Genomic DNA, 12,383 nt, shown 5'->3' on the forward strand with positions numbered 1-12,383 from the left:
ACAGCAAGTTTACACTGTATGCTCAACACATGTGGAATCGTGTTCAATGTTGGGAGTACATACTGGAGACTGTAGTTTTTTTGAGATTTTTCGTGCTTATGGGTGGGGGGCCGCTTACAATTATGCTTACGGATCAGTCTCCCCCTAGAGATGAGAAAGAGCGGTGTCCTGATTTTGCTCAGTTGGGCAATAAGATCTCAATTATCGTGCCTTGCCACACTTTGGATTTTACCTGGATTTCGCCGCTATGCGCTTCCACTATGGTTTTGGCAATGCTCATCCCGAGCCCGGATCCTTCCGTCGATTCATCGGAATTCGTTCCCCGGTAGTAGCGATTGAACAAATGATGCAGCGTTTCCTCGTCCATCCCTTTGCCATTATCGATTACTCGTATGCATGCCTTGTCGTTCATCCTGCCGACATAGACGTTGACGATCACGCCAGGCGAGTTGTGCTTCACGGCGTTGGACAGCAAATTGTCCATCAACCGCAGCAGCCAGGTTTCATCGGCCTGTATCAGCAAGGGACAATCCTCCCCAATGTAGTGAAACCGATACTCAGACATCATGGCGTCGTTGACGTACTTCAGTACGGAGCAGCGCACCAGCTCAACCAAGTCGATCTCCCGAAACTTCATGATCGAATCGCCCTGCTTGAGCTGATGAATCAATGAGAAGTCGGAGATCAGCTCCAGCATATAATCCCCCTTTTCCCGGATCGTCGAGCCCATGATGCGCATCTCCTCTTGGCTCCATTGCTCAGGCAAGCTCTCCAGCATATACCCATAACCTTGAATTGTGGCCAGTGGCGTGCGCAGATCGTGGGAAATCCCTGACATCCACTCTGCTTGCGCCTTTTCCAGCCTCTCGCGTTCCTTCTCGATCTGAGCCAATTGATGAGTCATCTGATAGAAGGATTCAATCACTTCCTTATAGAGCCTGTAGCGGATGCGCATCATGCCGTTGCGGCGGAATACCTTGCGCATGTCCTTGGCGGTCAGTACCTGGTCGTACTGTCCCCGGCCCATACGTTCGAACCAGCCTGCAAACAGAATCAGCGGCTGACCGTAGCGGTAGCCATGCCAGATGGAGATCGGCAGCGCCAAGAGCAGAATCAGAACTGTAATCCGGACGAGTCCACGCGTTGCCTTTTCCATCACAGGATGCTTCAGAGGGGCTCCCGCTGCATGGGGTGTATAGAGAATCCACGTCATTCCGCTCAGCTTGTCCCGATGGGCGACAATATTCGTGTCATAGTTGCTGGGCGATTGCTGGATGGCCAGGATATCCAGCTGTCGATACGCCTTCTGCACATATGCTCCATCGCCGATGCCTTGTACGATATGGCTCTCGGGGTCGATCACCTGCAGATAGCTGCCGGTTTTGCGCAGCCGCCGGTCCAAGTGGGAGACCGCTTCGCTACGCACGATTCCATGCTGCCCGTAGGCATCAAACCAGGCAACGAGCTGGTCAAGGTCAGGACTAGGATAGCCCAGCATATACAGAAGCGGGTCTTGGAAAGCAAAATTAAGCTGAGTGTATACGGCATACGTCCCAAACGTCCGTGTCTCTTGGATATCGAGCAGTTGAGCGATGGAGTAGGAGGCCGGCAGCGTATGATGCGGAGTTGTATTGACGGCGTAGATCACCTCTCCTTCGGCACTGACAACCTGCAGCCACATGCCTTTTTCCTCGATGAGCTTGTCCCACTCGGGGGAGATCTGAATCTTCCCGTCCTTGTAATGAGCTTCTTGAGCGATCTGTTGCAGGACGCCAACCGGAAAGTTCCGGCGTATCTCATTACTCGTCATGTTCTGGAAAAACAAGATGCAGGCAACCAGAGTAATAGCAACCATAAGCAGGGCATAAAAAATCAATTGATACGTGAAGTGAAAGGCCATGCGCTGTTCGATCTTCATCGCTCCTGCGGCTCCTTCACCAGCTTGTAGCCAAGCCCGCGTACGGTAAGCAGCAGCTTCGGATTACCGGGGTCGGTCTCGATCCGCTCTCGGATGCGCCGGATATGCACCATTACCGTCGAATCATCGCCCTGTCCGTTAATCCCCCAAACCTTGTCGTAGAGCTGTGTTTTGGAAAATACGATGCCGGGAAACTTACAGAAGTGCAGCAGCAGCTGGAACACCTGCGCGGGGCAAGGAACGGGCTGTCCCTCCACGATTAGTTCGCCCTCCATCTCGTTGACGGTGAAGCGGCCAAACCGATAAATCCCCGGATCGGGCCGTGTCGCCGGACTGGACGTCGAGGTTTCTGACTCCAGTCGGCGTATGCGTGCCTGAATTCTTGCGGCCACCTCCAGAGGATTGAAGGGCTTCGTGATATAATCGTCCCCGCCCATAGCGAAGCCTCGCAGGACATCGAGATCGGAAGCCTTGGCCGTCAGAAACAAAATATGCGGATTCCCGTATTTGCGGAGCTTGGAGCAGAGCTCCAGGCCGCTGCCGTCGGGGAGCATGATGTCGAGCAGGAGGATATGGGGGGCTTCACGCTTCGCTAAATCGAGAGCTTCTGCACAGGTGGAAGCCACGTACAGCTGATGAAACCCTTCCCTGCGAAGCACCATTTGCAGCATCGTGACAATCGAATGCTCGTCGTCGACGATTGCGATTTTAAAATCGGATAGACTTGTCATTGTTTTCACCCGTTTCCATAGTAGCATAATCACTTTAACAGAACCTAAACGGCGGGAGCGAAATTAAGCTGATGTTTGTCTATCCGTTTAGGTTCTGTTTCATTGGGGCTGGTAGGATAGGGGTGAGAAAGCTATTCGAACATACAAAGGATTGGTTTATGAGAAGATCGTCCCTAGTCACCGCCGCTCTTGTTGTATTCATTCGTTCTCCGCCTCGGCTTCGTCGAACCAGCCAGCGGTCAATAGCAAGTCTACCGGGGTCAAGCCGCCTTTGGACAAACCCGTTTGGGAGCTCATCCGAAAGAGGCCGGTTGGGGCCTGAAGCGGAAAACAGCAACAAAAATATTACCATATAGCCAGGCCAATTGAGGAGGATAATTTATGATTATAACCACTACATCAACTATTGAAGGTTCCCCGATAAGGCAGTATCTGGGCATTGCCACCGGTGAAGTCATTATAGGAGCCAACGTATTCAGAGACTTTAAGGCTTCGATTACCGACCTCGTAGGGGGGCGCTCGGGCGCTTACGAAGGCAAGCTTCAGGAAGCAAGAGATACGGCATTTGCTGAGATGACTCAGAAAGCTTCAGGGATGGGAGCTAATATGATTGTCGGAGTCGACATTGATTATGAAGTCATTCGCGATGGCATGCTGATGGTCGCCGTAAGCGGGACGGCTGTGATCGTTTAACACCACGATGTTTGCCTGTTGTCTGGATGACACGTTGCTTGACTTCATCCACCGCAGCTAGCGTATAGGTGATACGATGGTCTGCTTCAGTTGTTCTTGCTGTTCCTTCGTCAGTCGCAAATATTTATAGACCGTTCGTTCCGTTCTGCCGATAATCTCTGAAATCTCTAGCGTAGGTTGAAGTTCTTTATTCGACAATGTGGAAATGAATTCCTTTAGTTCAACTTATATACTAAATAGGTCGTTATCTACGCATAACGATGCAAGGAGGTGTATACCCGTGAAAAATGTTCAAAAATTGTCTGAAACTGAAAAGGAACGCATGGAGGTAATTAGCCCTTCCAAGTCCACTATGCCCCAAGCCCGGCCTGGCTGGCCTGAGATCCTAACTGCACTGGCTCTCTATCTGATCGGCATTGTTATGCTCGGTCTTTGGATGTCGCAAATCCCTGACGAGCAAGCCATCTTACGAATTAACATCGGGGGTGTAGGCAATGGTCTCGTTGGCCTCGCCGCCTTGTTCGCAGCCTACGCCCTGCGGGTTCGCGATCTGCGCGCTTTCGGTTTCCGGGTACCCGAACGGAAATGGCTGCTTGTGGGGGCCGCCCTCGGTGTTGCCGCGTTCGGCGGATGCTTCATTATAGAGGGGGTGTATTTTCACTTCATTACCGAACCGAACAACCAAGCGGACTTCCAGACGGCGGCGCAAGGCGGCGCGCTCTCACTCTTGGTTCTGATTATCACTGGCGCCATCCTCACGCCGCTCGGCGAGGAGTTTGTATTCCGTGGCGTTATTGCCAATGCGCTGAACCGTTACGGAGCATGGGCTGGCGTGGTCGGCAGCGCTGCGATCTTCGCCGTCGTCCATGGGTTCAACGTCATCCTGTTCGACGCATTCATGGTCGGTATCCTGAATGGTATACTGTTCCGTAAGACGGGTTCCATCTGGCCCGGGGTCGTGGTGCATATCGTGTATAACGGCCTCAATCTTCTCTACTATTCTACGCTATAGATCTAATTTCATGAGACACCGTGGCAGAGACAAACAGCTCGGTCAGCTGCGCGCGACCGTGGCTGTCTATGATCGTAGCGTTTTAGCATAGTGCTCATCATCGTCGGGCGTGGCCCGCCATATACCGCCGTTCAAGGGAGTCAGATTGAGCATCAATCTGAGCTTGAGAGTGCTTTTGAAGAAGAGAGCAAGGCTTTTCAGGCGTTGTTTGTCTCCATGGACATTGCACGTAAGCCAGAGTTTGAGGATTGGTAGGATAAGCTTCAATTGAAGCAAGCCGTTCTTTATGAACGCCTATATCTACAAGGACTTAAGGATGGCGTGGAGCTTGCAAATGGCCTTTTCTGCCCCTTCAGTTCTCTCGGACAAAGACATGTTCTGAAAATATTTAACAAGCAACCCCGCTTCAGAGACTCTCTCTGAGGCGTTTTTTTGTCCTGTGAAGTTATGACGGGTTGTCACTCGGCTTTATGACAAGGCTTCTGTTAGGTTGGGGAGGTCCCGGATCAGCCCGCAATACATGAAAGGAGTGGGATTAACCAGATTAGCGGGTATTTTGCTGTCGGTTCGGCACATTCATCCAGGCATTCAAAACAGGAGGCAGTGTAATGCATATTCGCACAATCGTATGTCGGAAGGTTCTTTTACCCGTATTCAGCAGTTTGCTCATAGCTTCGTTTGTCCCGCAGCCGATGGCATCTGCATCCGCCCTTAAACCACAAACCACCGGGGTAATGGGAGCGAAGGAAGCGGAAGCTTTTGCCGACCAATTCTTCAATCAGCCGCAAATTAGGAAGCAGCTTGCAGGGGCAGCCGTTGTTCTAGTCAAGAATGATCAGGTTTTGCTTGAAAAAGGCTATGGCTACGCTGATCTCAGCAGTAAGCAGCCCATTGATCCGGAAAAGACTGTTTTCCGTGTAGCTTCCATTTCCAAATTATTCACCGCAACAGCGGTCATGCAGCTGGCTGAACAGGGGACTATTGATTTACATGCTGATCTCCAGACTTATCTGGGAGACTTGAACATTGTCAACAAAACCAATAAAACGCTCACTATGGAGCATCTGTTGACCCATACCTCCGGATTTGATTATACGGATAGCGCCGGCGGCTCAGCACAAGAGATTCCCAACAAGCAGTTCATTAAGGAAAATGTACCCACCATTGTCCGGGAGCCCGGTGAAGCTTACCGGTACGATAACTATGCCTTTAATTTGCAGGGGTATATCGTGGAGCGGTTGGCGGGTGTTCCGTTTACCCAATATGTGCAGGAGCATATTTTCAAGCCGCTTGGCATGGGGAGCAGCAGTTTTAAGCTGACGCCCGGGCTGCGGAAGAATCTGGCTGTACCCTATACAGCCCAAAAAGACCCGATCCCCGAATATCCGTCCAGGCCCGCCGAGTCACCGGATGGCGGCATGTTTTCAACCGGAAGGGACATGGCCCAGTTTATGATTGCGCAGTTGAATGGCGGACAGCTCGCAGGGGCTAGGATTCTGAGCAGGGATTCGGTTCTGGATATGCAGCAGATTCACCATCAGATTCATCCGCAGGTCCCTGGCACGGGCTATGGTTTTGAATCCTTTTATCAGAATAGCTACAACGGCCAGCGGGTCATTGGTAAGGGCGGGGATTTGCCGGGGTATCACTCCTGGATGTGGCTTATGCCGGAACAGAAGGTAGGCGGTTTTGTTATTTTTAACAGTGACGGCCCGGATTTGCGGGAGGAGTTCTTCAAAGCTTTTATGGATCATTATTATCCCGGGTCACCAACAACCGCTTCCACTACAGACACATCCCAGGCGGAGCTGGGCCAGCTGACCGGTATCTATCAGGATCTGCGGCTTCCATTCTGGATTCTTCAGGTTTCCGCTACGGATGATGGCAAGTTGACAATCAAGGACCCTTATGGGTCGCATATCCTCCGGGAAATAGCTCCCTTGTTGTTTGAAGATGAGCTTGGGAATAAGGCGGCCTTCAAGGTCAATTCCAACGGTACCCCATATGCCTTTTACAATAAGATGGATAGCTGGGCAAAAAAAGCTCCTGAACCCCATGGATATACGGATGTGGGGAATGAGCATCCTTATGCGTCATGGATTCATGAAGCCGGTCAGCTCGGTGTATTGGCTTCGGATGGGGAGAACGCTTTTCATCCGGACCAGGAAATGACCCGGGCAGAGTTTATTTCGGGGCTTATGCATTTGACGGGGGTAGCCCCATCCCAAAGCACGCCGTTAACGAGTGATCCCCAAGAGAAAAAATATTTGGGCTATGTGCAGAAAGCCATCGAGCTGGGCCTTGTGCAGGGGTGCGGACCGGAACAGAGCTTTGCTGTCACTGCGGATATTACTCGGCAGGAGGCCGCTGTCTTGATGTGGCGGGCGGCGATGATCGCCGGAGTGAATATGACCCAGTCATCCGGGATCAAGCTTGCGGGGGACACGGCGCCTTGGGCCGTGGAGGCCGTGAAGTATATAGTGAATAACGGCATGTACGGGCCGGAGATTGCACTCAATTCCGCCGGAGCCTTGGACTACCGGTCAACCGAACCCCTTTTACGGCAGGAAGCTGCCGCATTGCTGAGCCTGTTTTGCAATCGGCTGTCCGTGAAATGAAATTGCGGTGCCTGGGTATCCGGCAGCCTTCGAATAGGAATTTCAACGGTATGAGGAATAACGCAGCCGCAGGCATGTGGAGTGCTTAACGCTTTTGGTGCGGAGCAGAATTGCAGAGAAGTAACATCGAAAACCCTTCTAGTGAAGGGTTTTTATACATTTATTCTGATAAGGCGATAGTATTGAGGCGAGATTCCTGACGTTTGACAAATCCCTATTTCTGCATTACTCTAATAACGAATAACTCATTCATTATTAAGGAGCGCCCGCCATGCAAGCGAAGAAAGACGAAGTGAAGAGGGATATCGAATCCGCTGCTTTGAAGGTGTTTTTCCGCAAAGGCTTTGCGGATGCCAAGATGAACGATATTGCCGATGAAATCCAGATTTCGGTCGGGAATATTTATACTTATTTTAAAAATAAACAGGAATTATTCTATGCCGTGGTTCCGCCGTCATTGGTGGAGTATTTGAAGAATGTGCTGGTGGAGAGCATCCGTCTGGATAACCAGACTTTTTTTGACCGGGGGAGTAATGACAAGCAATCGGCCATCGTCCAGGAGCAAATGAACCTGTTAACCCAGTACAGCATGCAGATCGTCATTATTTTCGAAAAGAATAAAGGAACGGTCTACAGCAATGCCAAAAACGAGCTGATTGAGCTGATGATCGAAACCAAAAAGCCTTATATAAAGGATCATTATAAAAGATATGAAATCGGCACCGAGGAAAATATGATTCTGCTGAGCATTATCGCGGGCAATGTCATCAATATGATTCTGGATTTATTGAAGCGGGAGATGGGCGCCGATAGCCGGAGACGGATTTTTGAGGCCATGCGTTTATACTGGCTGCATGGACTAACAGGGATAAATGAGTAACGCCGTTAGGCGTAAATCGGACTGGAGCTGGGGCGCAGCGTTGCAATAGAGGGGCGATCCAGCGGATATGCACAAGTTGCATCTGCGAGAGTCCCTATTTTTTTGGGCTAATAATGAATTTGTAATTCAATATTGAATAGTGTGATTATGCGGAGGAGGAAGAAACGGTGAAGACAGGTTACGCATTTAAGAACTGCAATGTGATTTATGGAGAAGCAGGAAGAGGCGTAGATACCCATATGACGATACTGATTCAGGATGGGCTGATTCAGGAGATCGGGAAGGCCAGTGATGTGGCTGTTCCGGGACATTATCAAGCAATCGATGTAGAAGGGAAATATGTGATGCCCGGGCTGATTAATGCGCATGTCCATCTTTTTGCCGACGGTAAGCCGTTTACGCTGTCAGCCAGCGAAGGGCTGCTGGATTTTGCGTTTCATCATCTGTTGGATACGAGGCTGGGCCGGAGCGTGCTGAAGAAACGGATGAAGCGAAATGCCCTGACCGCCCTGCATTCCGGGGTAACCACTATGCGCAGCGTAGGGGAGTTCTTGTATACCGATGTGCAGTTGAGGGATGAAATTAAGGCGAATCAGTTTGTCGGGCCTAATCTGCTGGTGTCCGGTTATTTTCTGAGCGTAACGGGCGGGCATGGTGCACCTTATTTGGCTTTGGTTGGCGATTCACCATGGGAAGCGAGAAGAAATGTAAGAATCAACGTGAAAAATGGAGTAGACCTCATCAAAATCTGTGTGACCGGCGGGGTTACCGATGCCAGAACAGTCGGGGAAGCGGGCCGCCTGCAAATGACGGAGGAAGAAGTCGCCGCTATTTGTGAAGAAGCCCATAAAATCGGCATACGTGTAGCGGCCCATGTGGAAAGCACCGAAGGGGTGAGAATCGCGCTAAAGGGCGGGGTCGATACCATTGAACACGGCGCGGAGATGGATGAGGAGATTATCAACCTGTACCAGAATAATCCCAGGGCATTAAAAGGCTACACTGCTTTGATTCCAACGTTGCAGGCGGCATATCCCAGTGCCAAATTGGACCTGAGCCTGACGAAGGTAAGTGAGACGGTTAAGGAAAATTCCCGGCGGGTGTATGACTCCATGCTGAAAGGGGTGCGGCAGGCCGTAGAGCATGGTATCCAGATTGGCGTTGGTACGGATGCCGCGATGCCCTATGTCACCCATTATGATCTGTGGCGGGAGCTGGACCATTTCATGAGACAAACGAAGCTGAACCCGCGCCGGATCATTGAGCAGGTGACGAAATCTAATGCGGAAATTCTGGGGATCGATCACCTGACGGGGAGCATTGATATCGGCAAGCAGGCGGATTTAATCGTGCTGGAGCAGAACCCGCTGGATAACATACAAGCTTTGGCGGACACAGCTATGGTTATGGTCAGAGGAAACCTTATACAGACGCCATCGGTGACCCGAATTCAGGCAGTGGACGAGCTGCTTGATTTGGTGTGGACCATTCAGGAGTGAGGCCTTGGCGAATTTATAGACGAGGGGGCAAACAAGGGAAAAGCAGGTCTATTTGGATTTGAGCAACGCTACAGCTCTCCTCCCCATATTTTACCGCAACAAGTTCTGGTTATTTGGGTAAAAATGTATTAGAGCGGAAGAGAGGATACTGTTATATGAAAAAAAATGCCAAGGTTCTATTGTTTGTCTTTCTGTTTGCAGCCACTATGGTGCTGCTGTTTGGATGGGTTGTGCCGGCGGTTTTACAAGCTTATCTACATAACGGTTACATAAGGGGCCTTACATTGCTGCTGGTTTTTAGTATTGTGGTGCTTGCGAAACGTTTTACGTGGAAGCATAATATGGTCTATGTCATTGCCGTATTCACCTTGTTCAGCATGATGATCGATACGGCAGGCAACCCTGTTTTTAACAAACCGCTCGAATGGATCGTTTCGCCTGTCGGGGAATTGCAGGTCACGCAGGATGTCAATAATTATGCGCCCGGTGAATATGCCATTACGGATCATTTAACCATTCTGAAGCAGAGCGGGGAGGTTCTGAAGCTTAGTACGGCATGGCTGTATTTATACCGCTTTTTCCAGTATTTGGCCCTCTACTCTATTACCGGAACCCTTCTTGGAGGCGTCATTGGCATGCTGCCGAAGCACAGACTGCCGTTAATCCAGACTGTATACGAGCCTCTGACGGAAGAACAAGAGCAGAAAGCAGCCGCTGAGATGAAACGCAGAGGGGAAGCAGGCATTGTCCGGCAAACTCCCCCTGAAGACATTCAGGCATCGGTCCGCCAGCTCAAGAAAGACGGGAAGCTCATTCCGGCCATTAAGCTCGTCCGCCAGCATACGGATTTATCTCTGGGCGAGGCGAAGCAGTATGTTGAGAAGTTATAGGGGAGCTTGATCCTCCCGCTGACTACCTGTGACGATCCGCCTGCGGGTTTTTTAGCTTGCTGCAATACAGTTAACAAATTTCGTCCTGATCATTTATACTAAATAGAGCCATTACACATCTAAGGAGCTGCCGAACCCGTTATGAATAAAAAAGAAGTCGCGCACATACGCAAGCAATTTAAGCTGGACCATGATTTGATGAACATCTACGACATTCTGAATGTGTACATTATGAAGGAAACTAACGAAATCTATCATTGGGAGCGCCTGCCGTTTGGTCTTGTGGACCGAGAGAAGCAGGAGCTGTATATGGGCAATTTCAAAAAACTGCTCACCGGCGAGCTGGACCATAAGCTGTTCGAGCTGAAGTTTCAGGAGGAAGCGGAGGAGCCGGCGCGGGTCATGCTTCACCAAGGTCTGGTGACAGGGGATCCTGAAGAATGGCAGGACCTGATGATGATGCTCGTGGACAAGATGCTGGTAGATGCCAAGTATGAAAAGGATATGGTGGTCACCTTTGTCCGCGGGCAGTATTACCGGCCGACTAAGGCCAGGAATGAAGAAGCCGAAGAGAGCGGGAAGGACGAGATGTTCGCGCATCCGTTCATTCTGTGCAGCGTAAATTCCACGGAACAGCAGCGCAAAAACCTCATGTTCGACTATGTAGAGCGGGAATTCAAGTACAATATCATTGTCGATCCGATCATCAAGCTGAGCTCGCCGGAGCAGGGCTTCTTTTATCCGAGTGTGACGGACAACTATTCGGATGTGAACCGCATTCTGTATTGTACGGGCAAATCGAATTATCCGGATCCGCAGTTCATCGAGCAAGTCCTAAATGCCGAGAGATCGGTAACCGCTTTGGAAGAGAGAAGCTTTTTTGAAGAGATCGTGAAGGAATTGGCGGGCGAACAGCTCGATACAACCACCCTCGCCCAGGTATATGAGGAAATCCAGCAGGTCATCGAAGGCGGCGAAGGGGAGGAAGAACCTCCTAAGCTGGATTACAAAGATGTGGAACGCGTCCTGGCGGCAAGCGGTGTAGAGAACGTGACAGCGGAAAAGGTGGAGCGGGCGTTCGAAACGGTCATCGACGATAAGTACTACGAAATGAAGGCAAGCAGCGTTATCCCGAAATATACGACCAAATCGATTAAGATCGAGACGAAGGTAGCCACGATTTCGGTCAGCCCGCAGGATCTAAGGTATGTGAAGCAGGTGAATTATCAAGGAAAACGCTGCCTCATGATCGAGGTGGACGAGGAAGTCGTGATTGAAGGATTTACGCTCAGTACTGAGACGTTATAATTCTGCTGGAGGAAGGGCTATCCTTAAGTCTTTGATCAAGACTCGGGATAGCCATATTTGTATTTAAGAGGAACAGAGCAGCGGATACGGAATAGGATCATTACTGTTGGTACTTCAAAATATAGCGGATATACTCTTTTGCGCTATGATTAATTTCTTCATCACTGGCTTGAAAGGAAGCTCCGAAGACAGCAAAATAGGGGAGTGCCACGGCGCCCACATGTCTTGCACTGGCTTTGAAAGGCGCAATCACTTCGTCCACGGTAAAAGAAACAGAGCCCTCCGGCAGATAATTTTCTTGTTTATCCCCGATGGACATGGCAAGTCCAATTCTTTTTCCGTTCAGCTTGTCACCTGTTGATCCATAAGCCCATCCGTAAGTCCAAACCTCGTCGAACCACTTTTTCAGAAGCGGCGGATAACTGTACCAATACAACGGGAATTGCAGGATGACATGGGGATAGGCTTCTAATAGATTTTGCTCCCGGGGAACATCAATGTTCCCGTCAGGATACGCTTTGTATAGCTCATGAACGGTAATATCCTTTGGATATTGCCGCAGTTCTTCTCTCCAGCGCTGGTTGACCCTTGAAGCCTCAAGGCTCGGGTGTGCCAGAATGACCAGTGTGTTCATGATGAAATCTCCCTTCTCAGGCCCATAATTAAGAGTGTATCTTCAAAGTGCATTGCCTCATTTTTGCGAATATCATTATTATCTAGCAGGCCTAATCAAAAGAAAATACACACAATAAAGTAAGATAGTTACCTCAAGGTATGTACTGGACCCGGGAAAAAATATATGCAACAATGAGCTTTTGGCCCGGCTGTAGAAGA

At 50.1% G+C, this 12,383-nt stretch carries 11 protein-coding genes; 7 read left to right on the forward strand and 4 right to left on the reverse strand.

Annotated elements, in window-relative coordinates; translation table 11 throughout:
• Positions 1–178: 178 nt before the first annotated feature.
• Both PGRAT_RS04035 and PGRAT_RS04040 read right to left on the reverse strand, forming a co-directional pair.
• Positions 179–1,918: a sensor histidine kinase gene (locus PGRAT_RS04035; RefSeq protein ID WP_025708864.1), complete on the reverse strand. Its 1,740-nt coding sequence runs from the start codon at positions 1,916–1,918 to the stop codon at positions 179–181.
• Entirely contained in the window at positions 1,915–2,649 is a 735-nt protein-coding gene (locus PGRAT_RS04040) for a response regulator transcription factor (RefSeq protein WP_025708862.1), read from the reverse strand. The genes PGRAT_RS04035 and PGRAT_RS04040 overlap by 4 nt, the downstream gene beginning before the upstream one ends.
• A 381-nt stretch (positions 2,650–3,030) precedes the next feature.
• Here PGRAT_RS04040 and PGRAT_RS04045 point away from each other — a divergent pair, with 381 nt between their 5' ends.
• Positions 3,031–3,342, forward strand: a complete 312-nt coding sequence (locus PGRAT_RS04045; protein WP_025708861.1) for a YbjQ family protein — start codon at positions 3,031–3,033, stop codon at positions 3,340–3,342.
• A gap of 57 nt (positions 3,343–3,399) precedes the next feature.
• On the opposite strand, the gene PGRAT_RS32980 is transcribed toward PGRAT_RS04045, so the two are convergent.
• Positions 3,400–3,540 carry a hypothetical protein gene (locus PGRAT_RS32980; protein WP_155990551.1) on the reverse strand — a complete coding sequence of 47 codons (141 nt, stop codon included), beginning with the start codon at positions 3,538–3,540 and terminating at the stop codon, positions 3,400–3,402.
• Positions 3,541–3,622: 82 nt separating this feature from the next.
• Here PGRAT_RS32980 and PGRAT_RS04050 point away from each other — a divergent pair, with 82 nt between their 5' ends.
• From PGRAT_RS04050 to PGRAT_RS04075, 6 genes are all read left to right on the forward strand, one after another.
• Positions 3,623–4,354 carry a CPBP family intramembrane glutamic endopeptidase gene (locus PGRAT_RS04050; protein ID WP_025708859.1) on the forward strand — a complete coding sequence of 244 codons (732 nt, stop codon included), beginning with the start codon at positions 3,623–3,625 and terminating at the stop codon, positions 4,352–4,354.
• Between the two features lie 608 nt (positions 4,355–4,962).
• Positions 4,963–6,972: a serine hydrolase domain-containing protein gene (locus tag PGRAT_RS04055; RefSeq protein WP_025708858.1), complete on the forward strand. Its 2,010-nt coding sequence runs from the start codon at positions 4,963–4,965 to the stop codon at positions 6,970–6,972.
• 271 nt (positions 6,973–7,243) lie between these two features.
• Positions 7,244–7,852: a TetR/AcrR family transcriptional regulator gene (locus tag PGRAT_RS04060; RefSeq protein WP_025708856.1), complete on the forward strand. Its 609-nt coding sequence runs from the start codon at positions 7,244–7,246 to the stop codon at positions 7,850–7,852.
• A 167-nt stretch (positions 7,853–8,019) separates the two neighbouring features.
• Entirely contained in the window at positions 8,020–9,351 is a 1,332-nt protein-coding gene (locus PGRAT_RS04065; protein ID WP_025708854.1) for a metal-dependent hydrolase family protein, read from the forward strand.
• A gap of 155 nt (positions 9,352–9,506) precedes the next feature.
• Positions 9,507–10,241 carry a hypothetical protein gene (locus tag PGRAT_RS04070; protein ID WP_025708853.1) on the forward strand — a complete coding sequence of 245 codons (735 nt, stop codon included), beginning with the start codon at positions 9,507–9,509 and terminating at the stop codon, positions 10,239–10,241.
• 141 nt (positions 10,242–10,382) lie between these two features.
• The gene (locus PGRAT_RS04075; protein WP_025708852.1) at positions 10,383–11,549 is read left to right on the forward strand and encodes a DUF4317 domain-containing protein; all 1,167 of its coding nucleotides are present in this window, start codon (positions 10,383–10,385) and stop codon (positions 11,547–11,549) included.
• A gap of 100 nt (positions 11,550–11,649) precedes the next feature.
• On the opposite strand, the gene PGRAT_RS04080 is transcribed toward PGRAT_RS04075, so the two are convergent.
• Complete coding sequence (locus PGRAT_RS04080) at positions 11,650–12,183, reverse strand: NAD(P)H-dependent oxidoreductase (RefSeq protein WP_025708851.1); 534 nt, start codon at positions 12,181–12,183, stop codon at positions 11,650–11,652.
• Positions 12,184–12,383: the final 200 nt, after the last annotated feature.

This window comes from Paenibacillus graminis (assembly GCF_000758705.1).
GTDB lineage: Bacteria > Bacillota > Bacilli > Paenibacillales > Paenibacillaceae > Paenibacillus_AQ > Paenibacillus_AQ graminis.

What these genes read in the sequence shown, in the direction of transcription:
- PGRAT_RS04070 (WP_025708853.1), top strand. Translation starts at nt 9,507, where the DNA reads ATGAAAAAAAATGCCAAGGTTCTATTGTTTGTCTTTCTGTTTGCAGCC.
- PGRAT_RS04075 (WP_025708852.1), top strand. Translation starts at nt 10,383, where the DNA reads ATGAATAAAAAAGAAGTCGCGCACATACGCAAGCAATTTAAGCTGGAC.
- PGRAT_RS04045 (WP_025708861.1), top strand. Translation starts at nt 3,031, where the DNA reads ATGATTATAACCACTACATCAACTATTGAAGGTTCCCCGATAAGGCAG.
- PGRAT_RS04035 (WP_025708864.1), bottom strand. Translation starts at nt 1,918, where the DNA reads ATGAAGATCGAACAGCGCATGGCCTTTCACTTCACGTATCAATTGATT.
- PGRAT_RS04080 (WP_025708851.1), bottom strand. Translation starts at nt 12,183, where the DNA reads ATGAACACACTGGTCATTCTGGCACACCCGAGCCTTGAGGCTTCAAGG.
- PGRAT_RS04055 (WP_025708858.1), top strand. Translation starts at nt 4,963, where the DNA reads ATGCATATTCGCACAATCGTATGTCGGAAGGTTCTTTTACCCGTATTC.
- PGRAT_RS04060 (WP_025708856.1), top strand. Translation starts at nt 7,244, where the DNA reads ATGCAAGCGAAGAAAGACGAAGTGAAGAGGGATATCGAATCCGCTGCT.
- PGRAT_RS04040 (WP_025708862.1), bottom strand. Translation starts at nt 2,649, where the DNA reads ATGACAAGTCTATCCGATTTTAAAATCGCAATCGTCGACGACGAGCAT.